This is a genomic window from Mycobacterium sp. NGS58 (genome assembly GCF_059812385.1).
In genome coordinates, this window is the sequence record NZ_JCALCO010000009.1 from 141,515 (window position 1) to 162,595 (window position 21,081).

Below are 21,081 nucleotides of genomic sequence, written 5' to 3' on the forward strand. Positions count from 1 at the left end.
GCCACTACGTTCTCAACTCATGGTCTCTATGCCCGCGCTGGACGGTGTCGAACACAGGTACGTCGACCTGGGGAGCGGCGTGACGATCCACGTCGCGGACGCCGGGCCCGCGAGCGGGCCGGCGGTCATGCTGGTGCACGGCTTCCCGCAGAACTGGTGGGAATGGCACCGGCTGATCGGGCCGCTGGCCGCCGACGGCTACCGCGTGTTGTGTCCGGACCTGCGCGGCTCGGGCTGGAGTTCGGCCCCGCGCTCCAGCTACACCAAGGACGAGATGGCCGACGATCTGGCCGGGGTCCTGGATCGGTTGGGTGTCGCGACGGTGAAGCTGGTGGCCCACGACTGGGGTGGGCCGGTGGCGTTCATCATGATGCTGCGTCATCCAGAGAAAGTGACCGGGTTTTTCGGGGTGAATACCGTTGCGCCGTGGGTGAAGCCGGGCCTGGCGACACTGCGCAACATCTGGCGGTTCTGGTATCAGATCCCGATTTTGCTGCCCGTCGTCGGGCCGCGGGTGATCAGCGATCCCGACTCGCGGTTCGTCCGGATGCTCGGGTCATGGGTCGGTGGTGGTTACACCCTGCCCGAAGATGACATCCGGATGTACATCGAGTGTATGCAACAGCCCGGCCACGCGGAGGCCGGCTCACGCTGGTATCGCAGCTTCCAAACCAAAGAGATGCGCAAATGGATGCGTGGCCAATACAACGACGCTCGCGTCGACGTCCCGGTCCGCTGGCTGACAGGCACCAAAGATCCGGTGATCACCCCCGACCTCACCGACGGGTATGCCGACCACATCAATGATTTCGAGGTCGAGCTGGTGGACGGCGCCGGCCATTGGATTGTTGACCAGCGGCCCGATCTGGTCCTGGACCGGGTCCGCGTCTTTCTCGCCGAAAAGTCAGCCAGGTGAGCGCATTTCGGCGTGACGTTAGTCGACGCCGATGGTGACTTCTGTCGACTTGATGAACACGGTCGCCGGCTGACCGACCTTGAGTCCGAGCTCGGTCGCCGCGTCCTTGGTGACCGACGACGTGACCACCTGATCGCCGCCGTCAAGCGTGACCTTCACGACGGCCATCACGGTGCCGAGTTCGACCTCGGTGATGGTGCCCTTGAGCTGGTTTCGGGTCGAGAGCCGCATCGCAAGATCCTCCATGTCAGAACGGGCGGGGTCTGCGGTGAGCTTAGCCGCCCCGGACCACGGCCGGAATGGCTTGTCACGCCTTCGTTTACGGCGGGGCCGGACGAGCCTAGTGCCGCGGGCCGAGTAGGGCTACGGATGCATCCACGGCCGGCTCCACGATTTCTCGGACCGGCTTTCCGTCTTCGACCGCAAGTGCGGTCAGCTCGCGCAGGCCGCCCAGCAGGATCACGGCCAATGGCGCGGTCAACGGCGGCAGCTTTGCGCGCCGGAACCCCGGGCTGGCGCTGAGGCCGATCAGCAGGCTGGTCAACAACTGCAGCCCGCGCCGCTGGACCGGCCGAGCGGCCGCCCCCAGCGAGGGCAATTCACGGATCCAGCTCAACGTGATCGCCGGCCGGGCCTCGATATATCCGACGTAGGCCTCGACCGCCTGGCGGATCTGCACGTGCCAATCGGCCTCGGGATCGACGGATGCCGTGATCTTCGCGCCCAGTTTCTCGATGTCGACGGCCAGCAGCTCGAGGAAGCACTCTTCCTTCCCGGCGAAGTGGTCGTAGAACGTGCGCTTGGACGTGCGGGCGTGGCGGACCACATCGGCGACCGTGCTGGCGCGGTAGCCGCGTTCGGTGATCGAGGTGGCCAGACCGTCGAGCAGCCGTTGCCGGAACGGATCCGGCTCGGCGGGTGCGTCGCTCGCGACCGCATCAGCGGCAGGCGCTGTCACCGCTGGTGTCACGCGGGTGGCCCCTTTCGCTGAGTGCGGCACCTTGTCAGGTTTGGTACTTCAGAGTACCGTACGAGGAACACGCTGCGGTACATCGCCGTACCAGCCCCCGTGACGGGGCAGATGTTGGGAGACGCCATCGTCATGAGCCACCAAGTCGCCGCCCCGCCGGCCGCCGTCAACCTGCCCCCGGCGGTCCGGATACCCAAGGTGCTTCAGGGCCTTGGATTCGCGATGTCGCGACGCTGGATGATCCAACGGCTGGCACGCCGGCACGGCGATGTGTTCACGCTCAACCTGCCGATGTACGGGCGCGTCATCGCCGTCGGTGACCCGCAGTTGGCGAAACAGATCTTCACGACCAGTCCCGACGAGCTCGGCAACATCCAGCCCAATCTGAGCAGGCTGTTCGGCACCGGCTCCGTCTTCGCGCTCGAGGGCGAACAACATCGTCAACGGCGTCGGCTGTTGGCGCCGCCGTTCCACGGCAAGAGCATGAAGAAGTACGAAAGCATCATCGAAGAAGAGACGCTGCGCGAAATCGCCGACTGGCCGCAAGGCAGCCCTTTCCCGACGCTGCCGCCGATGATGCGGATCACGCTGAACGCCATCCTGCGCGCGGTTTTCGGCGCGGAAGGCGCCGAACTCGACGAGCTGCGCCGGCTCATTCCCCCGTGGGTCACCTTGGGATCGCGACTGGCTTCGGTGCCGATGCCCAAACGCCAATTCGGCCGGTACAGCCCGTGGGGGCGGCTGGCCGAATGGCGACGCCGGTACGACAAGGTCATCGACAAGTTGATCGACGACGAGCGGGCCGATGCGCAGTTCGCCCAGCGGACCGACGTCCTGGCGATGCTGCTGCGCACCACGTACGAAGACGGTTCGGCCATGTCGCGCAAGGACATTGGCGACGAGCTGCTCACCCTGCTGGCGGCCGGGCATGAAACCACCGCGTCGACGCTGGGCTGGGCGTTCGAGCGGATCAGCCGGCACCCCGACCTGTTGCGGGCGCTCGTCGAAGAGGCCGACAACGGCGGCAGCGAGCTGCGTCAGGCCACGATCCTGGAGGTCCAGCGGGCCAGGACGGTGATCGACCTCGCCGGCCGCCACGTCTACCCCGAGACCTTCCAGCTCGGTGAGTGGGTGATTCCGCGTGGCGATTCGATCATCGTCGGGATCGGGCAAATTCACTGCAACCCCGACGTGTTCCCCGATCCGGACCGCTTCGACCCCCAGCGCTTCATCGGGACCAAGCCGGCGGCGTTGTCGTGGATCCCGTTCGGTGGCGGGACCCGCCGCTGTGTGGGGGCGGCGTTCGCCAACATGGAGATGGACGTAGTTCTTCGAACGGTGCTGCGCCACTTGACCATTGAGACGACAGATGCACCCGACGAGCGGTGGCACGGCCGCGGGGTCGCGTTCACCCCGAAGGACGGCGGCCGGATTGTGGTGCGCCCGCGCTGAACTCGCCGCTTACGGCGCCGGGCGGAGCGGCGTCGCTATTGGTCCGCGGTCGCCCGCCGGGGCAGCTTCCAGCCCGGGCGGATGAAGTGGCAGGTGTATCCGCTGGGATAGTGCTGCAAGTAATCCTGGTGTTCGGGCTCTGCTTCCCAGAACTCGCCGGCCGGGCTGACCTCCGTCACCACCTTGCCGGGCCACAGCCCGGACGCCTCGACATCCGCGATGGTGTCCAGCGCGATCCGCTTCTGGTCCTCGTCAAGATAGAAGATGGCCGACCGGTAGCTGAGTCCCCGGTCGTTGCCCTGCCGGTCTTTCGTTGTCGGATCGTGGATTTGGAAGAAGAACTCCAGCACCGTGCGGTAGTCGGTGACCGCCGGGTCGTACATGATCTCGATGGCCTCGGCGTGTGTGCCGTGATTGCGGTAGGTCGCATTGGGGACGTCACCGCCGGTGTATCCCACCCGGGTCGATACCACGCCCGGCTGCTTGCGGATCAGTTCCTGCATCCCCCAAAAGCAGCCGCCGGCGAGAATCGCTTTCTGGTTGGTCATCCTTCGTCCTCCATAACCGGCCAGCACTCGGGCACGAATAAAAGCCAGGCTACACTCCGCCGATGAGCTGCAACGGTGCCGCGAAATCATGAGCACGCCCATGTTCTCCCGTAGCGAACTGGCCGCGGCGTTCGAAAAATTCGAAGCGACCGTCGATGCGGCGGCGCGATCGCAGGACTGGGACGCGTGGGTCCAGCACTACACACCCGACGTCCTATACATCGAACATGCGGCGGGCACGATGCGCGGCCGCGATGAGGTCCGCGAGTGGATCAGCCGGACGATGGGCAGCTTTCCGGGCAGCCACATGGTTGCGTTCCCGTCGCTGTGGTCGGTGATCGACGAAGCGACCGGGCGCATCATCATGGAACTCGACAACCCGATGCGCGATCCCGGCGACGGAACGGTCATCGGAGCGACGAACATCTCGATCATCACCTACGCCGGTGACGGACTGTGGCGTCAGCAGGAAGACATCTACAACCCGCTGCGCTTCGTGCAGGCCACGTTGAAGTGGTGTCGCAAGGCGCAGGAGCTCGGCACCCTCGACGAGGCCGCCGCGCAGTTCATGGAGCAGTACGGAGCCGCCCAGTGAGCACCAAGCCCAAACTCGTCATCGGGGCCAACGGCTTTCTCGGTTCACACGTCACCCGCCAGCTGGCGGCCGACGGCCATGAGGTGCGGGCGATGGTGCGCGAGGGCGCCAACACCCGGTCCATCGACGACCTCGAGCTCACCCGGTTTCACGGCGACGTGTTCGATACCGCCGTGCTGCGGGACGCGGTGGACGGCGTCGACGACGTCTACTACTGCGTCGTCGACACCCGCGCCTGGCTACGCGATACCTCGCCGCTGTTTCGCACCAACGTCGAAGGGCTGCGCAACGTTCTCGATGTGGCGGTCACGCATCCCCTGCGCAGGTTCATTTTCACCAGCACCTACACAACGGTCGGGCGCAAGTACGGCCGCGTGGCGACCGAAGACGATGTGATCGGCTCGCGAGGGCTGACTCCCTACGTCCAGTCCCGGGTTCAGGCCGAGAACCTGGTGATGCGCTACGTGGCCGACGCCGGGCTGCCCGCGGTGGCGATGTGTGTGTCGACGACATACGGCAGCGGCGACTGGGGCCGCACGCCGCACGGTGCGTTCATCGCCGGCGCGGTCTTCGGCAAACTGCCCTTCACGATGGAGGGCATTGCGCTGGAAGCCGTCGGCGTCGACGACGCGGCCCGGGCCATGATCCTGGCCTCCGAACGCGGGCGCATCGGCGAACGGTACCTGATCTCCGAGCGGATGATCGCGCTGAAAGATGTGGTCCGGATATCGGCCGACGAGGCCGGCGTGCCCGCGCCGCGGCGCGCCATCTCCGTTCCGATGCTGTATGCGCTCGGCGCGCTGGGTGACCTGCGGGCCCGGTTCACCGGCAAGGATGCCGAACTCAGCCTCGCGTCGGTGCGCATGATGCGCGCGGAGGCACCCGTCGACCACGGCAAGGCCGTCCGTGAATTGGGCTGGCACCCGCGCCCGGTCGAGGAATCCATCCGCGAGGCCGCCCGGTTCTGGGTCGCGATGCGTGATGCCAAAGGTAGGAGCACGACTGCGGGCTGAACACCACGCCGACCGCCGTTCAGGACGCGGCGCGGGTGCTTGGTGCGGGACTAGCCTCGCGGTGTGACTACCGCGCGAGTGCCGGTCGATCTCAGCGGCGCGCCCCAGACCATGCTGGCGACCCTGTACGCGAAGGCGCTGGACGCCGACTTCGCGAAACCGGTCCTGGGCGATCGGTTCGCGAAGGAGATCGTCGATCGGATCGACTACGACTGGAAGAAGACGACCATCACCCCGCGCCGAGCGCCGTCGGTGACTACCCGGTCAGCGCACTTCGACCGGTGGACGCGCAAATTCCTTGCCGCGCAACCACATTCGGTCGTACTCCATCTGGGCTGCGGGCTGGACAGCCGATTTTTCCGCTTGCGGCCCGGCCCGGACGTGGAATGGTACGACGTCGACTACCCCGAGGTCGCTGCGCTGCGGACCCAGCTATACCCGAGCCACGATCACTATCACGTCGTCGCCGCGTCGGTCACGGACCCGGCATGGCTGGCGGAAATTCCCGCCGACCGTCCCACCCTGATGATCGCGGAGGGGTTGACCATGTACCTCACCGAGCAGGACGGCACCGCGCTACTGCGCCGCGTGGTCGCCCGGTTCGGTTCGGGTGAGCTCCAGTTCGACGTGTTCAATTGGCTCGGGATCAAGTCGCAGTGGCTCAACACAGTGGTGCGACGGTCCGGATCCACGCTGCGCTGGGCGATCAACGGGCCCGACGACATCATCGCCGCCGTACCGGCGGTGCGCCTGGTGGCCTGGGAACGATGGTTTGAGTCGAGCACCTTCGCGCAGTTGCCCCGCTCATCGCGAGCCCTGGCCAAGGTCATGTCGCAGGTTCCGGCGGCGGCGAACATGTCGCAGTATCACCGCTACGCATTCGGTCCGGCCCGGCGGGAAGCCTTGACCGAGGACGCGTGTTGAACCATCGAAGAGCGTTTAAGGAGGAACCATCATGGCCCACCCGGAAATCAAAGAACCCAGCGCGGGGCACCCGATCACCATCGAGCCGACCAAGGGACGGGTGCAGGTGCGCGTCAACGGCGAGCTGGTCGCCGACACCACCGCGGCGCTGGAATTACGCGAAGCCACTTTGCCTGCGGTGCAATACATTCCGATCGCCGATGTGGTGCAGGATCGGCTCACGCGGACCGACACCAGCACCTATTGCCCCTTCAAGGGCGACGCCAGCTATTACAGCGTGACCACCTCGGCCGGCGACACCGTCGACGACGTGATCTGGACATACGAGCAGCCGTATCCGGCGGTCGAAAAGATTGCCGGGCATGTCGCGTTCTACCCCAACAAGGCCGACATCAGCGTTTCGGCTCAGTAGGGCAGCCATCCGGGAAGCGCGGTGGCCACCGCACGGGTGTCGCTGTACACGCGCATCGAGGCGATCAGGCCGTCGCGGGTGTCGAAGATGCAGACGAACGGGCTGTCGTACTCGACGCCGTCGGACGTGGTGCCGGTGGCCTGCGCCTCCACGACAACGGTCTCTCCCTCGTTGACGCAGCGCACCAGATCGATGGTCAGTTCGAGGACTTGTTTGCGCCGCTCGATCGACTGCCGCAGTACCTTCTTGTCGCACGGGGTGCGCGTGTAGAGCGTCCAGTAGGTGAAGTCGTCACTGAGCAGGGAGAAGCCCTCGTCGAGATCGCCGCCGTCACTGGTGCTCTGCAGGAACATCCAGGCCAGCTCGCCCTGCGGGTCATCGAACGGCGTCATCACAACGCAATATTGACTTGGGACACAGTTCACGGTCAATCAGAGCAGTCGGAGAATCATCAGGTGCAGACCGCGCGCACGGTCGTGTTTCCCGGAGCGGTCAGCTTCGGTCACACGTTGGCGCCCCTTCGCCGCGGGCTCGGGGATCCATGCTTTCGGACTCCCGGTGACGGCTCGATCTGGCGCACCAGTCTGCTGCCCAGCGGACCCGTCACGGCCCGGATCAGCCGTGTCGGGCCCAATGCCGCGCACGTTGCGGCGTGGGGCAGCGGCGCGCAGGAGTTCATCGAAATAGTGCCCGGCATGCTGGGTTTCGAGGACGACGACACGGATTTCGTGCCCCGTCATCCGACGGTGGCCGCCGCATACGCACGGGTTCCACACCTGCGCCTGGGCCGCACCGGGCTCGTGCTGGAGGCCCTGATTCCCGCGATCATCGAGCAGCGGGTGCCCGGCGCCGACGCGTTTCGCTCCTGGCGGGTGCTGGTGTCGAAATACGGGACGCCGGCGCCGGGCCCCGCGCCGGATGGGATGCGCGTCATGCCGCCTGCCGAGGTGTGGCGGAGCATCCCGTCGTGGGAGTTTCATCGCGCCAACGTCGACCCGCGGCGGGCGCAGACCGTGGTGACCTGTGCGCGACGGGCCTCGTCGCTGGAACGGCTGGTGTCGCGGCCGACGCTGCCGGCGCGTGAAGCGCTGATGTCGTTGCCCGGGGTGGGGGAATGGACCGCCGCGGAGACCGCGCAACGTGCCTTCGGCGACGCCGACGCCGTGTCGGTGGGCGACTACCACATTCCCAAAATGATCGGCTTGACATTGCTGGGCCGGCCCGTCGACGACGCGGGCATGCTCGAACTGCTCGAGCCGATGCGGCCCCACCGCCAGCGCGTGGTTGCGCTGCTCTACGCCAGCGGACTGGCCCACGAGCCCCGCCGCGGCCCGCGACTGCCCGTGCAGCAAATCCACTCGCTTTGATCCGCCGCGTTTTTCAGCTTGACCATCGGGTACCCAACGGGGCAAGCAAGCGTGTGTGAACCTCACGGAAGGAAGCCAGGAAAAAAGCGATGACTCAGTTCACAATTCCGGGATTGACCGACAAGCAGGCAGCGCGGCTCACCGAGCTGCTGCAAAAGCAACTGAGCACCTACAACGATCTCCATCTGACGCTGAAGCACATTCACTGGAACGTGGTTGGCCCCAATTTCATCGGCGTGCACGAGATGATCGACCCGCAGGTGGACGCCGTCCGCGGATTTGCCGACGATGTTGCCGAACGCATTGCGGCCCTTGGTGCTTCGCCGCAAGGCACGCCCGGCGCCATCATCAAGGATCGCTCGTGGGACGACTACTCGGTTGGCCGCGACACAGTCCAGGCGCACTTGGCTGCGCTGGACCTCGTCTACACCGGCGTCATCGAGGACATCCGCCAATACATCGAGGAGACAGACGAACTCGACCAGGTGACCCAAGACCTGCTGATCGGCCAGGCGGGGCAGCTGGAGAAGTTCCAATGGTTCGTCCGGGCGCACCTGGAAAGCGCCGGCGGCGAGCTGGCACACAAGGGCAAGAGCACCGAGAAGGACGCCGCCAGCAGCGCGCGTGGCAAATCCTAAGGTCGTGCTGGGAACGGTGGCTTCGGCCCGACTCCGCCATTCTTGGGCACCAGAACGTTGATGCGATCTCCCGCCGCGAGCCGCACCGCGGGCCGGGCATCAACCAGACGGCGGTGGTGTACGACGGAAACCGGCAGGTGGCCAGACGGCCACTCCAGCTCATCGAGGTTGCGGCCGACTGCAGCCGAATCCGAAGCCAGAGTGTGCTCGACGATGCAGTAGCCGTCGAGTTCACTACGCGGATCATGTTCGGTGTCCGGCTCTTTCGGGCCGGATACCTCCACGCCTCGGCGGTTACCGTTGCGGTCGGGTTCGACGTTGGTGAAGTGTGCGCCGACCGCGCGCAGCACGTTCTGGTTGGTCAGCCAACCCTGAACGTGCCGGGCGTCGGTGTCGATCACCGGTAGGCCGTCGCGACCGTAGAGAACGAGCTGACGCAAGGCCTGAGCGAGGCTGTCGTTCGCGAAAAGTGCCTGCGGTTCCCGGATCCGGGTCACGGGCCCGAGCAGTGTCGTGCGGTCTGGCGCGGCGGCACTTGCGGGCTCGGTGAGGTCAAGCGGTGTGGTGAACGGGTGCATGGCGTCCGCAACCGTGAGGTCGGCAAACGCGTGGGTGGGGGTGGGCCGGTCGATGTCGATGCCCCGGCGTAAGAGTTTGGTGGTGTAGATGGTGCCGTAGGAGAGCCCGCGCGACACGGTCGTGCCGACAGCAACGGCCAGCATGACCGGCAAGGTCAGGGTGAAGTCGCCGGTCATCTCGACCGTGCTGGCCAGCGCCGTAAGCGGGGCCCGCGCGGCCGAAGCGAACACCGCCGCCATCCCCACGATCGCGTAGAGCGCCGGATGGCCGATCGCGGTACCTATGACGTGCTGCATGACCAGGCCGAAAGCCATCCCCGATGTGGCTCCGATGAACAGAGAGGGAGCGAATACACCGCCAGAGCCGCCGATCCCGATGGTCAGGCTGCAGGCCAGCATTTTGCCGGCGGCGAGGATCACCAGGAACCACAGTGCGTAATGGCCGGCGAAGGCGGCGTACATCACCGGATAGCCAACCCCGTAGAGCTGGGGGACGGCGAGCAGCAATAAGCCGAGCACGATTCCTCCGACCGCCGGCCGCGCCCAGTTCGGGCGGTTGCCCCATACCCGGTCACACAGGTCCTCGGTCTTGTACAGGAGATTCTTGAAGACGATCCCAATCAGGCCGGCGACCGCGGCAAGCACCGCGATCAGCAGGTAGTTGGCGATGTGATTCAGCTCGATACCTTGCGGGAGCTGGGTGAGGAACGGGTCGGAGCCGAAGAACACACGGGCGATGACGTCGGCCACCATCGCCGAAAGCATGATGGTGAAGATCGCTTCGACGGAGAGTTCGCGCAGGATCAGTTCGACGGCGAAGAAAACCCCGGTGATCGGGGCGTTGAACGTTGCCGAGATGCCGCCGGCGGCGCCGCAGGCCACCAGTACCCGCAGCCGGTTCTCCGGCATCCGAACCCACTGACCGAAGCTTGACGCCAGCGCCGCGCCAATCTGCACGATCGGTCCTTCGCGCCCGACGGAGCCGCCGGTGCCGATGCACACCGCCGAGGCCAACGCCTTTACCACCGTTACCTGAGGCCGAATTCGGCCGCCGTTCTCCGCGACCGCGATCATGACTTCTGGTACGCCATGGCCGCGCGCCTCTCGCGCAAACCGGTTGATCAGCGGCCCGTACAACAACCCGCCGACGACGGGGATGACCGCGTAAAAGCCGACCCCCAGCCACGGTAGGTGATCGCTGGCCGCCCACCCCTGTTGGCCGAACTCGTCGCGGCCGGTCGCCAGCCAGGTGAAGCCGAAGATGAGGTAGCGAAATGCCACGGCACCGAGCCCGGCGCCCACCCCTACCGCAATCGCCACGCAAAACAATCCGAGCCGGTTCGCGCGCAGCCACCTGGCGACCCATCCGACGGAACCGGACGCCATCCGCCAGGTCCGAACCGGGTCAGCGGCCGCTCTGTCCTGCTCCATCCCCGGTCACCCCTCCGCTGCGGCCTTCTCCTTTGTTGCCCGAAGCCAGGACCATCGAACATCTCAGAAGCCGCACTAGCTAGAGCTTTTTGTCTCAGCAAATATTGCCCTCTCAAACTATCGCCCGCATGTCGGCAGCGACGCCTGGGGCAGGCTGACGATCGGGCGGGCAAAAGGTGCGGCAGGGGGCGGGTGCTCGCACGGGTAGGCTCGCCTTCGGAATAAGTGGACCCTAGTCCGGTTATATGGGATATCCACTATATGAGGAGGCCAGATGCCTGCAGTTACGTCCAACACGCTGACGTTGCCACGAGTCAGCGGTCCCGGGGCCGCCGACACCGAGCGGCCGGTCCGATCGATCACCACCGGCCCTCGCGGTTACGAGGGCGAGGGTTTTCCGGTGGTGCGCGCTTTCGCTGGGGTCAGCGCGGCCGCGTTGGATCCCTTCGTGCACATGGACCAGATGGGCGAGGTCGAATACCAGCCGGGAGAGCCGCGGGGCACCGACTGGCATCCGCACCGCGGCTTCGAGACCGTGACCTACATGCTCGACGGAAAGTTTGCGCACCAGGACTCCCACGGCGGCGGCGGCCTGATCGCCGACGGCGCCACGCAGTGGATGACGGCCGGCTCGGGCATCCTGCACATCGAGACGCCGCCCGCCGAGCTGGTCGACAGCGGCGGACTCTTTCACGGTGTCCAGCTCTGGGTGAACCTGCCGAAGAAAGACAAGTTCGCACGCCCGCGGTATCAGTCGATCGAAGGCGGCGACGCCGCGTTGCTGGCATCCGACGACGGCGGAGCGCTCATCCGCATCATCGCCGGCGAGATCGACGGCCACCGGGGCCCCGGTGTCACCCACACGCCGATCACCCTCGCGCACGCGACGATCGAGAACGGGGCGCGGCTCAACATCCCATGGCGACGCGACTTCAATGCCCTGGTCTATGTCCTGTCCGGCAGCGGGTACGTCGGCCCGGTCGCCCATCCGATACACCAGGGGCAGTTGGCGGTCCTGGGGCCCGGCGATCGGATCACCGTGGGAGCCCGGCAGGCCCCGGATTCGGGCCGGGCAGCCATTGATTTGCTGCTGCTGGGTGGGCAGCCGATTCGCGAGCCGGTATTCCACTACGGGCCTTTCGTAATGAACACTCGCGCGGAATTGATCGAGGCGCTCGAGGACTACCAGGCCGGGAAGTTTGGCACCATTCCACCAAATGCGCTAATGCCGCACCACGGCGGTGGCACACTTTAGCAATGCTTCCACGGGGGACTCGCCGGCCGGGGCGTCCGCCCGCCGCGAAGGCCGACGAGACTCGGCAACGAATCATCCAAGCTGCTCGTTTGGTATTCAGCGAGCGAGGCTACGACGGCGCGACGTTCCAGGCCATCGCCGCGCGCGCGGACCTCACCCGGCCTGCGATCAACCATTACTTCTCGAGCAAACGCGCGCTTTATCGCGAAGTTCTGCAAGACACCAACGAGTCCGTCATCGGCGCCGGCATCAAACAGGCGCAACGCGAAACCACCCTGGCGGCCCAGTTGACGGCATTCATCTCCGAAGCGACGAAAGCCAATTCCAAGAACCCTGCCGGATCCGCTTTTTTAGTCACGGGCGCACTGGAATCGCAGCGCCACCCGGATTTGATTGGAAGTGACGACGATTCCGTTCGGCTTGCCCGAGATTTTCTGCTGGGTCTCATCAACGACGCGATCGAGCGCGGCGAAATCGTCTCCGGAATCGAGGCGTCGGCTTTGACCGAGGCCCTTCTGGTGCTGGTCTGCGGGGTCGGTCTCTATGCGGGCTACATCGAGGGCCCCGAAAACCTGCTGGCGATCGTCGGCGTGATGCGCCAGCTTCTGGAGGGCGCGCTCCGGCGGCCGGAGGCTTAGCCGTATCGGCGCAGTGAAGTTGCGCACAAAGCGTATAGGCTAACTAACTTATCCCGGTATCATGGCCGGGATATGACTGATCTGGATGCCTCGTCGCCGCCGTCCGTACGGTCTGCCGGCGACAGCTGGACCATCACCGAACTCGTCGGCGCCACCGCGCTGGGCGTCGCCGCGTCGCGCGCGGCGGAAACCGCCGGACCCGATCCGCTGATCCGCGACGACTTCGCGCGCCTGCTGGTGTCGTCCGCCGGTCCGGCGTGGGCGCGGCTGGCCGACCCGGAGCTCGCCTGGCTCGACGGTGATGAGCACGGGCAGCGCTCGCATCGGTGCGGGATCGCCTACCAGGCTGTGCGCACCCACTTCTTCGACCAGTACTTCACGGACGCCGCCGGCGCCGGGATCCGGCAAGTGGTGATATTGGCCGCCGGGCTCGACTCCAGGGCTTACCGATTGGACTGGCCGGCCGGCACCGCGGTCTACGAAATCGACCAGCCCCAGGTACTGCGATACAAGACCGACATCTTGGAGCGGCACGGCGCCGTGCCGTCCGCCATCCGGCGTACCGTCCCGGTGGACCTGCGGGACGATTGGCCCGCGGCCCTGGCCGCCGCCGGATTCGACCGCAGTCAACCCACCGCGTGGCTGGCCGAAGGGCTGTTGCCGTACCTGCCCAGCGACGCCCAGGACCGGCTGTTCGAGATGGTCACCGCCCTCAGCGCGCCGGACAGTCGGATCGCGATCGAGATGTTCGGCTTGAATTCCCGCAGCAACTCGCAACGCTGGCTGCGGATGCGGGACCGGCTCGGTTTGGATGTCAACGTCCAGGCGCTGACCTACCACGAGCCGGATCGTTCCGACGCCGCCGCGTGGCTGGCCGACCACGGCTGGGCCGTGCACAGCGTGAGCAACCGCGACGAGATGGCCCGGCTGGGCCGTCCGGTACCCGACGACCTGACCGACGAAGCGGTCCGCAGCACGCTGCTGCGGGCGCAACTCGGCAACACCACCGCCTGACCACGGACCGATCCAAGGAGCACCGCCATGAGTTCACTGCGCACCCACGATGACACGTGGGACATCAAGAGCAGCGTCGGCACCACAGCCGTGATGGTGGCCGCGGCGCGCGCCGTCGAGACCGAACGTCCCGATGCGCTCATCCGCGACCCCTACGCCAAGCTCCTGGTCACCAATTCCGGTGCCGGCGTGTTGTGGGAGGCGATGCTCGACCCGGAGATCGCGGCCAAGGTCGAAGCTCTGGACGAAGAGTCCGCGGCGCACCTGCACCACATGCGCGGCTACCAAGCGGTGCGGACGCACTTCTTCGACACCTTCTTCACCGACGCCGTCGCCGCCGGGATCCGCCAGATCGTGATCCTGGCGTCGGGGCTGGACTCCCGCGCGTACCGGCTGGACTGGCCGGCCGGCACCACGGTCTACGAACTCGACCAGCCCGAGGTGCTGGCCTATAAGTCGACCACCCTGGCGGAAAGCGGGGCCACGCCTTCGGCCGAGCGCCGCGAAGTCGCCATCGACCTGCGTCAGGACTGGCCCGCGGCGCTGCGTGCCGCGGGCTTCGACCCCACCCAGCGCACCGCCTGGCTGGCCGAGGGCCTGCTGATGTACCTGCCTGCCGAGGCGCAGGACCGGTTGTTCACCCTGATCGGGGAGCTGAGCCCGGCCGGAAGCCGCGTCTCGGCGGAAACCGCACCCAATCACGCCGACGAGCGGCGCCAGCAGATGCGGGAACGGTTCAAGAAGGTTGCCGACGAGATCGGTATGGAGCAGACCCTCGACGTCGGCGAGCTGATGTATCGCGACGAACACCGCGCCGACGTCACCGAGTGGCTCAACGAACACGGCTGGCGTGCGACGGCCGAGCACTCGACCGCGGCGATGCGCCGGCTGGGCCGCTGGATTGAGAACGTCGCGCTGGCCGACGACAAGGACGCCTTCTCCGACTTCGTCATCGCCGAGCGCTTGTAAGGTCGGCTAACCGCGACGCGCGTCGCGGTTATGCGGTGACGCGCCCGATCGGCGACCCACGCCCGCCGTTGGCTCGCGGCTGCGGTTACCGGGAATTCGCCTGGTCGTCCGGGACAATGTTCACTCATTATGGGCAGCGGCGGATCCGACCAATCGCACCGCTGGGTGCTGAGAAAGGCACGGTTGGTCGCCGCCACCGCGTCGGCGTTCGTCATGGCGATCACCGGTATGGGGTGGACGGGTTACCACACGGCCCTGGGCAAGATCATCATTTCGCACGCACTGCCGAATGCGGCGACGACGCTGGACGGCAACCAGAACATCCTGCTGATGGGCCTGGACAGCCGGCTGGACCAAAACGGCAAGCCCCTGCCCCAAGAGATCTATGACGCGCTGCATGCCGGCGACGAGAGCTCGGGCGGCTACAACGCCAATGTCCTTATCGTCGTGCATATCTCGGACGGTGACGGGCCCGTTACCGCGATCTCGATTCCGCGCGACGACTACGCGGAGCTGCCGGGCTGTCCCGGGTCGGTCTGTGCCGGCAAGATCAAACAGGCATACGGTCTGGCCTATCAGCAGTCGTTGAATTCGCAGGCGGCCGGGAATTCGAGTGGGGCGGGCGCCAACAACTTGACGGCCCGGGAGCAGACCGCCCGTGAGGCGGGCCGTAAGGCCGAAATCGACGCCGTCAAAGCCTTTCTGGGCGTCTCGGTCGATCATTTCGTCGAGATCACACTCGGCGCCTTCTTTCAAATCGCCAAGGCCGTCGAGCCGATCACCGTGTGCCTCAACGCCGATACGCGGGACAGTTATTCGGGTGCCGACTTCCACCAAGGCGTACAGCGCATCGATGCCGCGGACGCGATGGCCTTCGTGCGGCAGCGGCGGGACGAAAACGACGGCTCATTCACCGACTTCGATCGGACGCGGCGACAGCAGGCGTTTTTGGTGTCACTGGTCGAGGCGGCTCGCAGGGGCGGTGCGCTGTCCAGCGTGAGCGGCCTGCGCAAACTGCTGCAGGTCGCCCGCGACAACGTCGCCGTCGACGACGGATTGGATATCGTGGAATTCGCCTCTCGCGCCTCGCAATTGAGTGAGCGCCCGCTGTCGCTCTACACCCTGCCGATCGCCGGCTTCGGCAAGGATGCCAACGGATCCGACATCAACCAGGTCGACCTTCCGACCATCCGGCGCATCGTCAACGAGCGCTTCAGGTCGGACACACCGGTCGCGCTCGAGGCCGCATCACCGAACACCCAGCCACCGCCGCCGCCGGCCGAGCCCGCGATCCTCGACGTCGTCAATGCCACCTCACGCGATGGGCTCGCGGGCGCAATCGAGGAGGCCTTCGCCAGCCGTGGCTTCACCCGCGGCAGCGCCACGACGGCGGCGGTCCCGGCCGACGACAGCATCATCGAATACGGCCCCGGGGCCGACCGGGCCGCCCAGCTCCTGGCCGACCAACTGCACGTGCCGGCGACGGCGAACGACACCGTGGCCGCAGGGACGGTGCGCCTGACCGTGGGAACGCAGTTTCCCGCCTCCGACTACCTTGCCCACCCCGGCGCAACGCCCGACCCGTCCGGGTCCGGGCAGGTGAGTGCCGTGGCCGCCACCGGCACCGGCGACCGTGCCCCGGCGCCGACCGACCTCAGCCAGATGACCGCGGCGAACGTCCCCTGTGTGAAGTAACCCCACCGGTCATCGCGCCCGCGCGCAGCGGCGCGGGACGACCTGACTCCGCCGAGACTTGGGTTGGCCGGATCCTTCCTACTGCTCTCCCAACCGGATGGTTAGTATCGCGGTTATCACCGACGAGCGGCCGCCGCGGCGGGACTCTGCTCGGGAAGGACAATGATGACCACCGAATCGGTTGCATCCAAGACCTCCGCATCCAATGGGACGGCTCAGCAGGCCGACATCCCGGCCACGGTCGCCCGGCTTCGCCAGACCTTCGCCACGGGACGCACCCGCGACATCGAGTGGCGCAAACGCCAGCTGCTGCAGCTGGCGAAGCTGATGGAAGAGAACGAGGGCGCCATCGCGTCAGCCCTCGCCGAAGACCTGGACCGTAGTCCCTTCGAAACCTTCATCGCCGACATCGCCACGACCGCCGGGGAGGCGAAGTACGCGGCGAAAAAGGTTCGGCGGTGGACGAAGCGCAGATACCAGCTGCTCGAGATGCCGCAGCTGCCGGGCCGCGGCTGGATCGAATACGAGCCCTATGGCACGGTGCTGATCATCGGCGCCTGGAACTACCCCTTCTACCTGACGCTGGGTCCGGCGGTCGGCGCGATCGCCGCCGGCAACGCCGTCATCCTCAAGCCCTCGGAAATCGCCGCGGCGTCGGCACACGTAATGGCCGACCTGGTGCCGAAATATCTCGACAACGATGCCATCGCCGTGGTCGAGGGCGATGGCGCGACGAGCCAGGAGCTCATCGCCCAGGGCCTGGATCGGGTGCTGTTCACCGGCGGTACCGAGATCGGCCGCAAGGTCTACGAGGGCGCGGCCCCACACCTGACTCCCTGCACGCTGGAACTCGGCGGCAAGAGCCCGGTGATCGTCGCGGCGGACGCCGACGTGGACGTGGCGGCCAAGCGGATCGCCTGGATGAAGCTGCTCAACGCCGGACAGACCTGTGTCGCACCGGATTACGTGTTGGCGGACGCCACGATTCGCGACGAGCTGGTCAGCAAGATCGGCGCTGCCATCACGAAGTTCACCTCCGACAAGCCCGACGGCATGCGGATCGTCAACCAGCGGCAGTTCGACCGGATCAGCAGCTACCTGTCCGGCGGGGACGGCAGGGTCATCGTCGGCGGCAAGTGTGACGCGTCGAGCCTGCGTATCCAGCCGGCCGTCGTGGTGGACCCCGATCCGGACGGCCCGCTGATGCAGAACGAGATCTTCGGGCCGGTGCTGCCGGTGGTCACCGTCCAATCCCTGGACGACGCAATACGTTTCATCAACTCGCGGCCCAAGCCCCTGTCGGCTTACCTGTTCACCAAGACGCGCCAGACCCGTGAGCGCGTGATCAAGGAAGTGCCGGCCGGCGGCATGCTGGTCAACCACCTCGCCTTCCAGGTGTCGACGGCCAAGCTGCCCTTCGGTGGCGTCGGCGCGTCGGGCATGGGCGCCTACCACGGCAAGTTCGGCTTCGAGGAGTTCAGCCACCGCAAGTCGGTGCTGACCAAGCCGACCCGCCCCGACCTGTCGAGCTTCATCTACCCGCCCTACACCGACCGCGCCATGAAGATGGCCCGCCGGATGTTCTAGAGATCGTTTTTCCACGCCAAATCACTTGCTAGATACAACTTTTCATACCCGAGAGGAAACTCATGCCAGGAGTGCAGGATCGCGTCATCATCGTCACCGGAGCCGGTGGAGGACTGGGTCGTGACTACGCCCTGACCCTCGCCAAGGAGGGCGCCAGCGTCGTCGTCAACGACCTCGGCGGTTCACGCGACGGCACCGGTGCCGGCCACAACATGGCCGACGATGTGGTCAAGGAGATCAAGGACGCCGGCGGTCGGGCTGTCGCCAACTACGACAGCGTCGCCGAGACCGAGGGCGCCGAGAACATCATCAAGACCGCGCTCGACGAATTCGGCGCCGTGCACGGCGTGGTCAGCAACGCCGGCATCCTGCGCGACGGCACCTTCCACAAGATGTCCTTCGAGAACTGGGACGCCGTGCTCAAGGTGCACCTCTACGGTGGTTACAACGTCATCCGCGCCGCATGGCCGCACTTCCGCGAGCAGAGCTACGGTCGCGTGGTCGTCGCCACCTCCACCAGCGGGCTGTTCGGCAACTTCGGCCAAACCAACTACGGTGCGGCCAAACTCGGCCTCGTCGGCTTGATCAACAGCCTGGCGCTGGAGGGTGCGAAGTACAACATCCACGCCAACGCGGTCGCCCCGATCGCGGCGACCCGGATGACCGAAGACATCCTTCCCAAAGAGGTTCTCGAGAAGCTGACGCCCGAGTACGTCGCTCCGGTGGTCGCCTACCTGTGCACCGAGGAAAACCCCAACAGCGCTTCGGTTTTCGTGGTTGGTGGCGGCAAGGTGCAGCGGGTCGCGCTGTTCCAGAACCAGGGTGTCAACTACGACAAGCCGCCGACGGTCGAGGACATCGCCTCGCAGTGGGGCGAGATCACCGACCTGTCCGCTGCAAAGCAGGCCGACTTCAAGCTGGGGTAAGCGCCAGTCGGCGACTCAGGCCAGCAGCTCTGCGCGGAGCCGGTCCACCTGGTTTTTGGTGACGCCGGCGTCGCGCAGATACGCCTGCAGCGACCCGAACTCCCGATCGATGGTGCCGCGTGCGGCGTCCAGGTACTCCGGGCGTACGCCAAGGACTCCGTCGGCCAGCCTGGCCTTGGTGAACGTGACCACCTCCGGGGTCAATTCGACGTCAGGCCGTTTCTGGATCATCTCGTAGATGTGGTCGCGCAGTTGGGGTACGGCGGCGTTGCTGCGCAGGTAATCGGCGACGATGGTGTCGCGATCGACGTCGAGCACCTCCAGCACCGTGGCGATCACGAAGCCGGTGCGGTCCTTGCCCGCGAAGCAGTGCGTAAGCACCGAACGCCCGGCGGCCAGCATCGAGAAGACTTGCCGCACAGCGCGTTGCGCCCCGTTGCGGGTAGGGAACTGCCGATACTCGTCGACCATATGCCGGATGGCGGCCTGGTTGACCTCGTCGTCGGACTGGCTCGCGTCGCCCTCGAACAGGCGCCGAAACGCGGCCTCGTGCGGTGCGTCGTCGTCGGTGGGCGCATCGTCGCCGAGGTCGGGGAGGGGCAGCCGGTGGATCTCGATGCCGTCGGGAACCAGCCCCGGACCGCGCCGGGCGACTTCCTGGTTGGCGCGCAGGTCGGCGACATCGGTGATGCCCAACTCGTGCAGCGTTGCGCGTCCGGCGTCGTCGAGCCGGCTCAGCTCACCGGACCGGAACAGCCGCCCGGGCCGCAGCGCGGGCGTGCCATCGGCGACATCGCGAAAGTTCCACGCGCCCGAGAGTTCTCGCAATGCCTCAGTCATATGACCGCCGCGGCGAGCGCAGATTTTTCCTTGCCGAGCTCGGCCCGCGCGATGGTCCGCATGTGCACCTCGTCGGGGCCGTCGAAGAGCCGCATCGCCCGGTGCCAGGCATACAGGCGGGCCAGCGCGGTGTCCTCGCTGACGCCCGCGGCCCCGTGCACCTGGATGGCGCGGTCGATCACGTTGCACGCCACCTGCGGCGCGACCGCCTTGATCTGCGAGACCAGCGTGTGGGCGGCCTTGTTGCCGTGCTGGTCGATGGTCCACGCGGCCTTCTCGCAGAGCAGCCTGGCCTGGTCGATCTCGTTGCGGGACTTGGCAATCGACTCCCGCACCACGCCCTGGTCGGCCAGCGGACGGCCGAACGCCACCCGCTTGGAGGCGCGGTCGACCATGAGCGCCAGCGCCCGCTCGGAGCCGCCCAGCGCGCGCATGCAGTGGTGAATGCGGCCCGGCCCCAGCCGTGCCTGCGCGATGGCGAAGCCGCCGCCCTCCTCGCCGAGCAGGTTGGTGACGGGCACGCGGACGTTGTCGTAGATGATCTCGCAGTGTCCGGGCTGGTCCTGGAAGCCGAAGACAGAGGTCGAGCGGACCACCGTGACACCCGGCGTATCGACGGGCACCAGCACCATCGACTGCTGCTGGTGGCTGGCCGCCTCGGGGTTGGTGCGGCCCATCACGATCAGGATCTTGCAGCGGGGATCCGCGGCGCCGGAGGTCCACCACTTGCGGCCGTTGATCACGTAGTCGCCGCCGTCGCGCACGATCGAGGTCTCGATGTTGCGCGCGTCGCTGCTGGCGACCGCGGGCTCGGTCATCGAGAAGCCGCTGCGAATCTCGCCGTTCAGCAACGGCTCCAGCCATTGCTTGCGCTGCTCCTCGGTGGCGAACAGGTGCAGGGTCTCCATGTTGCCGGTGTCGGGTGCCGCGCAGTTGAGCGCCTCGGGGGCGATCTCCAGGCTCCAGCCGGTGATCTCGGCCAGCGGCGCGTATTCCAGGTTGGTCAGGCCCGACTCCGCCGGCAGGAAGAGGTTCCACAGCCCTTGCGCCCTGGCTTTGACTTTGAGCTCTTCGATGACGGGCGGGACCGTGTGGTCGTGTGGGCCGGCTTCGTCGCGGTATTTGTCGTATTCGGCCTCGGCCGGGAAGACGTACTCCGTCATGAAGTCGGACAATCGCTTGTGGTAGTCGCTGGCTTTGGCCGACATCGCGAAGTCCATGCCCGTCACGATAGGACACGTGTCGAGTCGGTGCGTTTCCGGTCGTCAGCGCGACGCTTACGCCGCGGTGAAGACCTGCCGGCGCGGGTGCAG

The 21,081-nt window shown here is 66.5% G+C and carries 22 protein-coding genes; 15 read left to right on the forward strand and 7 right to left on the reverse strand.

The features are described from left to right. Positions 1-19: 19 nt before the first annotated feature. Positions 20-916, forward strand: a complete 897-nt coding sequence (locus AC5Y4H_RS11315) for an alpha/beta fold hydrolase (RefSeq protein WP_499981484.1) — start codon at positions 20-22, stop codon at positions 914-916. Positions 917-934: 18 nt separating this feature from the next. Here AC5Y4H_RS11315 and AC5Y4H_RS11320 read toward each other — a convergent pair whose 3' ends face one another. Together AC5Y4H_RS11320 and AC5Y4H_RS11325 are read right to left on the reverse strand one after the other, a co-directional pair. Further along, positions 935-1,147, reverse strand: a complete 213-nt coding sequence (locus AC5Y4H_RS11320) for a TOBE domain-containing protein (protein WP_499981486.1) — start codon at positions 1,145-1,147, stop codon at positions 935-937. Positions 1,148-1,256: 109 nt separating this feature from the next. Next, entirely contained in the window at positions 1,257-1,874 is a 618-nt protein-coding gene (locus AC5Y4H_RS11325) for a TetR/AcrR family transcriptional regulator (RefSeq protein ID WP_499981617.1), read from the reverse strand. Between the two features lie 144 nt (positions 1,875-2,018). On the opposite strand from AC5Y4H_RS11325, the gene AC5Y4H_RS11330 reads away from it, so the two are divergent. Next, positions 2,019-3,338, forward strand: a complete 1,320-nt coding sequence (locus AC5Y4H_RS11330) for a cytochrome P450 (protein WP_499981488.1) — start codon at positions 2,019-2,021, stop codon at positions 3,336-3,338. Between the two features lie 35 nt (positions 3,339-3,373). On the opposite strand, the gene msrA is transcribed toward AC5Y4H_RS11330, so the two are convergent. After that, positions 3,374-3,886, reverse strand: coding sequence for a peptide-methionine (S)-S-oxide reductase MsrA (msrA, locus tag AC5Y4H_RS11335; protein ID WP_499981490.1), 513 nt, complete (start codon positions 3,884-3,886; stop codon positions 3,374-3,376). 88 nt (positions 3,887-3,974) lie between these two features. On the opposite strand from msrA, the gene AC5Y4H_RS11340 reads away from it, so the two are divergent. The 4 genes from AC5Y4H_RS11340 (at position 3,975) to AC5Y4H_RS11355 (ending at position 6,830) form a co-directional block, all read left to right on the forward strand. Further along, positions 3,975-4,481, forward strand: a complete 507-nt coding sequence (locus AC5Y4H_RS11340; RefSeq protein ID WP_499981491.1) for a nuclear transport factor 2 family protein — start codon at positions 3,975-3,977, stop codon at positions 4,479-4,481. Then, positions 4,478-5,494 (forward strand): NAD-dependent epimerase/dehydratase family protein, encoded by a 1,017-nt coding sequence (locus AC5Y4H_RS11345; protein WP_499981492.1) that lies wholly within the window; start codon positions 4,478-4,480, stop codon positions 5,492-5,494. Before AC5Y4H_RS11340 ends, AC5Y4H_RS11345 begins: the two co-directional genes overlap by 4 nt. Before the next feature lie 111 nt (positions 5,495-5,605). Beyond that, positions 5,606-6,418 (forward strand): class I SAM-dependent methyltransferase, encoded by an 813-nt coding sequence (locus AC5Y4H_RS11350; RefSeq protein ID WP_499981619.1) that lies wholly within the window; start codon positions 5,606-5,608, stop codon positions 6,416-6,418. A gap of 31 nt (positions 6,419-6,449) precedes the next feature. Then, entirely contained in the window at positions 6,450-6,830 is a 381-nt protein-coding gene (locus tag AC5Y4H_RS11355; RefSeq protein WP_499981493.1) for a DUF427 domain-containing protein, read from the forward strand. Here the strand turns inward: AC5Y4H_RS11355 and AC5Y4H_RS11360 are convergent. Further along, positions 6,824-7,222: a nuclear transport factor 2 family protein gene (locus AC5Y4H_RS11360; RefSeq protein WP_499981494.1), complete on the reverse strand. Its 399-nt coding sequence runs from the start codon at positions 7,220-7,222 to the stop codon at positions 6,824-6,826. The two genes, AC5Y4H_RS11355 and AC5Y4H_RS11360, sit on opposite strands and share 7 nt — an antisense overlap. A 63-nt stretch (positions 7,223-7,285) precedes the next feature. On the opposite strand from AC5Y4H_RS11360, the gene AC5Y4H_RS11365 reads away from it, so the two are divergent. Together AC5Y4H_RS11365 and AC5Y4H_RS11370 are read left to right on the forward strand one after the other, a co-directional pair. Then, positions 7,286-8,197, forward strand: a complete 912-nt coding sequence (locus AC5Y4H_RS11365; RefSeq protein ID WP_499981496.1) for a DNA-3-methyladenine glycosylase family protein — start codon at positions 7,286-7,288, stop codon at positions 8,195-8,197. Between the two features lie 89 nt (positions 8,198-8,286). Continuing rightward, the gene (locus tag AC5Y4H_RS11370) at positions 8,287-8,835 is read left to right on the forward strand and encodes a Dps family protein (RefSeq protein ID WP_065029347.1); all 549 of its coding nucleotides are present in this window, start codon (positions 8,287-8,289) and stop codon (positions 8,833-8,835) included. Here the strand turns inward: AC5Y4H_RS11370 and AC5Y4H_RS11375 are convergent. Then, a complete protein-coding gene (locus AC5Y4H_RS11375) occupies positions 8,832-10,844 on the reverse strand; it encodes a chloride channel protein (RefSeq protein WP_499981500.1) in 2,013 nt (670 codons plus the stop codon). The genes AC5Y4H_RS11370 and AC5Y4H_RS11375 overlap by 4 nt on opposite strands. A gap of 274 nt (positions 10,845-11,118) precedes the next feature. On the opposite strand from AC5Y4H_RS11375, the gene AC5Y4H_RS11380 reads away from it, so the two are divergent. From AC5Y4H_RS11380 to AC5Y4H_RS11410, 7 genes are all read left to right on the forward strand, one after another. After that, positions 11,119-12,099, forward strand: coding sequence for a pirin family protein (locus AC5Y4H_RS11380; protein ID WP_499981504.1), 981 nt, complete (start codon positions 11,119-11,121; stop codon positions 12,097-12,099). 2 nt (positions 12,100-12,101) lie between these two features. Next, the gene (locus AC5Y4H_RS11385) at positions 12,102-12,737 is read left to right on the forward strand and encodes a TetR/AcrR family transcriptional regulator (protein ID WP_499981507.1); all 636 of its coding nucleotides are present in this window, start codon (positions 12,102-12,104) and stop codon (positions 12,735-12,737) included. 72 nt (positions 12,738-12,809) lie between these two features. Then, the gene (locus tag AC5Y4H_RS11390; protein WP_499981510.1) at positions 12,810-13,751 is read left to right on the forward strand and encodes a class I SAM-dependent methyltransferase; all 942 of its coding nucleotides are present in this window, start codon (positions 12,810-12,812) and stop codon (positions 13,749-13,751) included. 27 nt (positions 13,752-13,778) lie between these two features. After that, positions 13,779-14,720: a class I SAM-dependent methyltransferase gene (locus AC5Y4H_RS11395; protein WP_499981513.1), complete on the forward strand. Its 942-nt coding sequence runs from the start codon at positions 13,779-13,781 to the stop codon at positions 14,718-14,720. Positions 14,721-14,849: 129 nt separating this feature from the next. After that, the gene (locus AC5Y4H_RS11400; protein ID WP_499981517.1) at positions 14,850-16,415 is read left to right on the forward strand and encodes an LCP family protein; all 1,566 of its coding nucleotides are present in this window, start codon (positions 14,850-14,852) and stop codon (positions 16,413-16,415) included. A gap of 162 nt (positions 16,416-16,577) precedes the next feature. After that, complete coding sequence (locus AC5Y4H_RS11405; RefSeq protein ID WP_499981520.1) at positions 16,578-18,002, forward strand: aldehyde dehydrogenase family protein; 1,425 nt, start codon at positions 16,578-16,580, stop codon at positions 18,000-18,002. 62 nt (positions 18,003-18,064) lie between these two features. Further along, positions 18,065-18,928: an SDR family oxidoreductase gene (locus AC5Y4H_RS11410; RefSeq protein WP_499981522.1), complete on the forward strand. Its 864-nt coding sequence runs from the start codon at positions 18,065-18,067 to the stop codon at positions 18,926-18,928. A gap of 15 nt (positions 18,929-18,943) precedes the next feature. Here the strand turns inward: AC5Y4H_RS11410 and AC5Y4H_RS11415 are convergent, their stop codons facing one another. Both AC5Y4H_RS11415 and AC5Y4H_RS11420 read right to left on the reverse strand, forming a co-directional pair. Next, positions 18,944-19,768, reverse strand: a complete 825-nt coding sequence (locus tag AC5Y4H_RS11415) for a tyrosine-protein phosphatase (protein WP_499981524.1) — start codon at positions 19,766-19,768, stop codon at positions 18,944-18,946. Then, a complete protein-coding gene (locus tag AC5Y4H_RS11420; protein ID WP_499981622.1) occupies positions 19,765-20,976 on the reverse strand; it encodes an acyl-CoA dehydrogenase family protein in 1,212 nt (403 codons plus the stop codon). The genes AC5Y4H_RS11415 and AC5Y4H_RS11420 overlap by 4 nt, the downstream gene beginning before the upstream one ends. Positions 20,977-21,081: the final 105 nt, after the last annotated feature.

Excerpts from the sequence above, each read along its gene's own strand:
- AC5Y4H_RS11315 (WP_499981484.1), top strand. The coding sequence starts at position 20 with ATGGTCTCTATGCCCGCGCTGGACGGTGTCGAACACAGGTACGTCGAC.
- AC5Y4H_RS11320 (WP_499981486.1), bottom strand. The coding sequence starts at position 1,147 with ATGCGGCTCTCGACCCGAAACCAGCTCAAGGGCACCATCACCGAGGTC.
- AC5Y4H_RS11330 (WP_499981488.1), top strand. The coding sequence starts at position 2,019 with ATGAGCCACCAAGTCGCCGCCCCGCCGGCCGCCGTCAACCTGCCCCCG.
- msrA (WP_499981490.1), bottom strand. The coding sequence starts at position 3,886 with ATGACCAACCAGAAAGCGATTCTCGCCGGCGGCTGCTTTTGGGGGATG.
- AC5Y4H_RS11340 (WP_499981491.1), top strand. The coding sequence starts at position 3,975 with ATGAGCACGCCCATGTTCTCCCGTAGCGAACTGGCCGCGGCGTTCGAA.
- AC5Y4H_RS11350 (WP_499981619.1), top strand. The coding sequence starts at position 5,606 with ATGCTGGCGACCCTGTACGCGAAGGCGCTGGACGCCGACTTCGCGAAA.
- AC5Y4H_RS11355 (WP_499981493.1), top strand. The coding sequence starts at position 6,450 with ATGGCCCACCCGGAAATCAAAGAACCCAGCGCGGGGCACCCGATCACC.
- AC5Y4H_RS11360 (WP_499981494.1), bottom strand. The coding sequence starts at position 7,222 with ATGACGCCGTTCGATGACCCGCAGGGCGAGCTGGCCTGGATGTTCCTG.
- AC5Y4H_RS11370 (WP_065029347.1), top strand. The coding sequence starts at position 8,287 with ATGACTCAGTTCACAATTCCGGGATTGACCGACAAGCAGGCAGCGCGG.
- AC5Y4H_RS11375 (WP_499981500.1), bottom strand. The coding sequence starts at position 10,844 with ATGGAGCAGGACAGAGCGGCCGCTGACCCGGTTCGGACCTGGCGGATG.
- AC5Y4H_RS11380 (WP_499981504.1), top strand. The coding sequence starts at position 11,119 with ATGCCTGCAGTTACGTCCAACACGCTGACGTTGCCACGAGTCAGCGGT.
- AC5Y4H_RS11385 (WP_499981507.1), top strand. The coding sequence starts at position 12,102 with ATGCTTCCACGGGGGACTCGCCGGCCGGGGCGTCCGCCCGCCGCGAAG.
- AC5Y4H_RS11390 (WP_499981510.1), top strand. The coding sequence starts at position 12,810 with ATGACTGATCTGGATGCCTCGTCGCCGCCGTCCGTACGGTCTGCCGGC.
- AC5Y4H_RS11395 (WP_499981513.1), top strand. The coding sequence starts at position 13,779 with ATGAGTTCACTGCGCACCCACGATGACACGTGGGACATCAAGAGCAGC.
- AC5Y4H_RS11400 (WP_499981517.1), top strand. The coding sequence starts at position 14,850 with ATGGGCAGCGGCGGATCCGACCAATCGCACCGCTGGGTGCTGAGAAAG.
- AC5Y4H_RS11405 (WP_499981520.1), top strand. The coding sequence starts at position 16,578 with ATGATGACCACCGAATCGGTTGCATCCAAGACCTCCGCATCCAATGGG.
- AC5Y4H_RS11410 (WP_499981522.1), top strand. The coding sequence starts at position 18,065 with ATGCCAGGAGTGCAGGATCGCGTCATCATCGTCACCGGAGCCGGTGGA.
- AC5Y4H_RS11415 (WP_499981524.1), bottom strand. The coding sequence starts at position 19,768 with ATGACTGAGGCATTGCGAGAACTCTCGGGCGCGTGGAACTTTCGCGAT.
- AC5Y4H_RS11420 (WP_499981622.1), bottom strand. The coding sequence starts at position 20,976 with ATGTCGGCCAAAGCCAGCGACTACCACAAGCGATTGTCCGACTTCATG.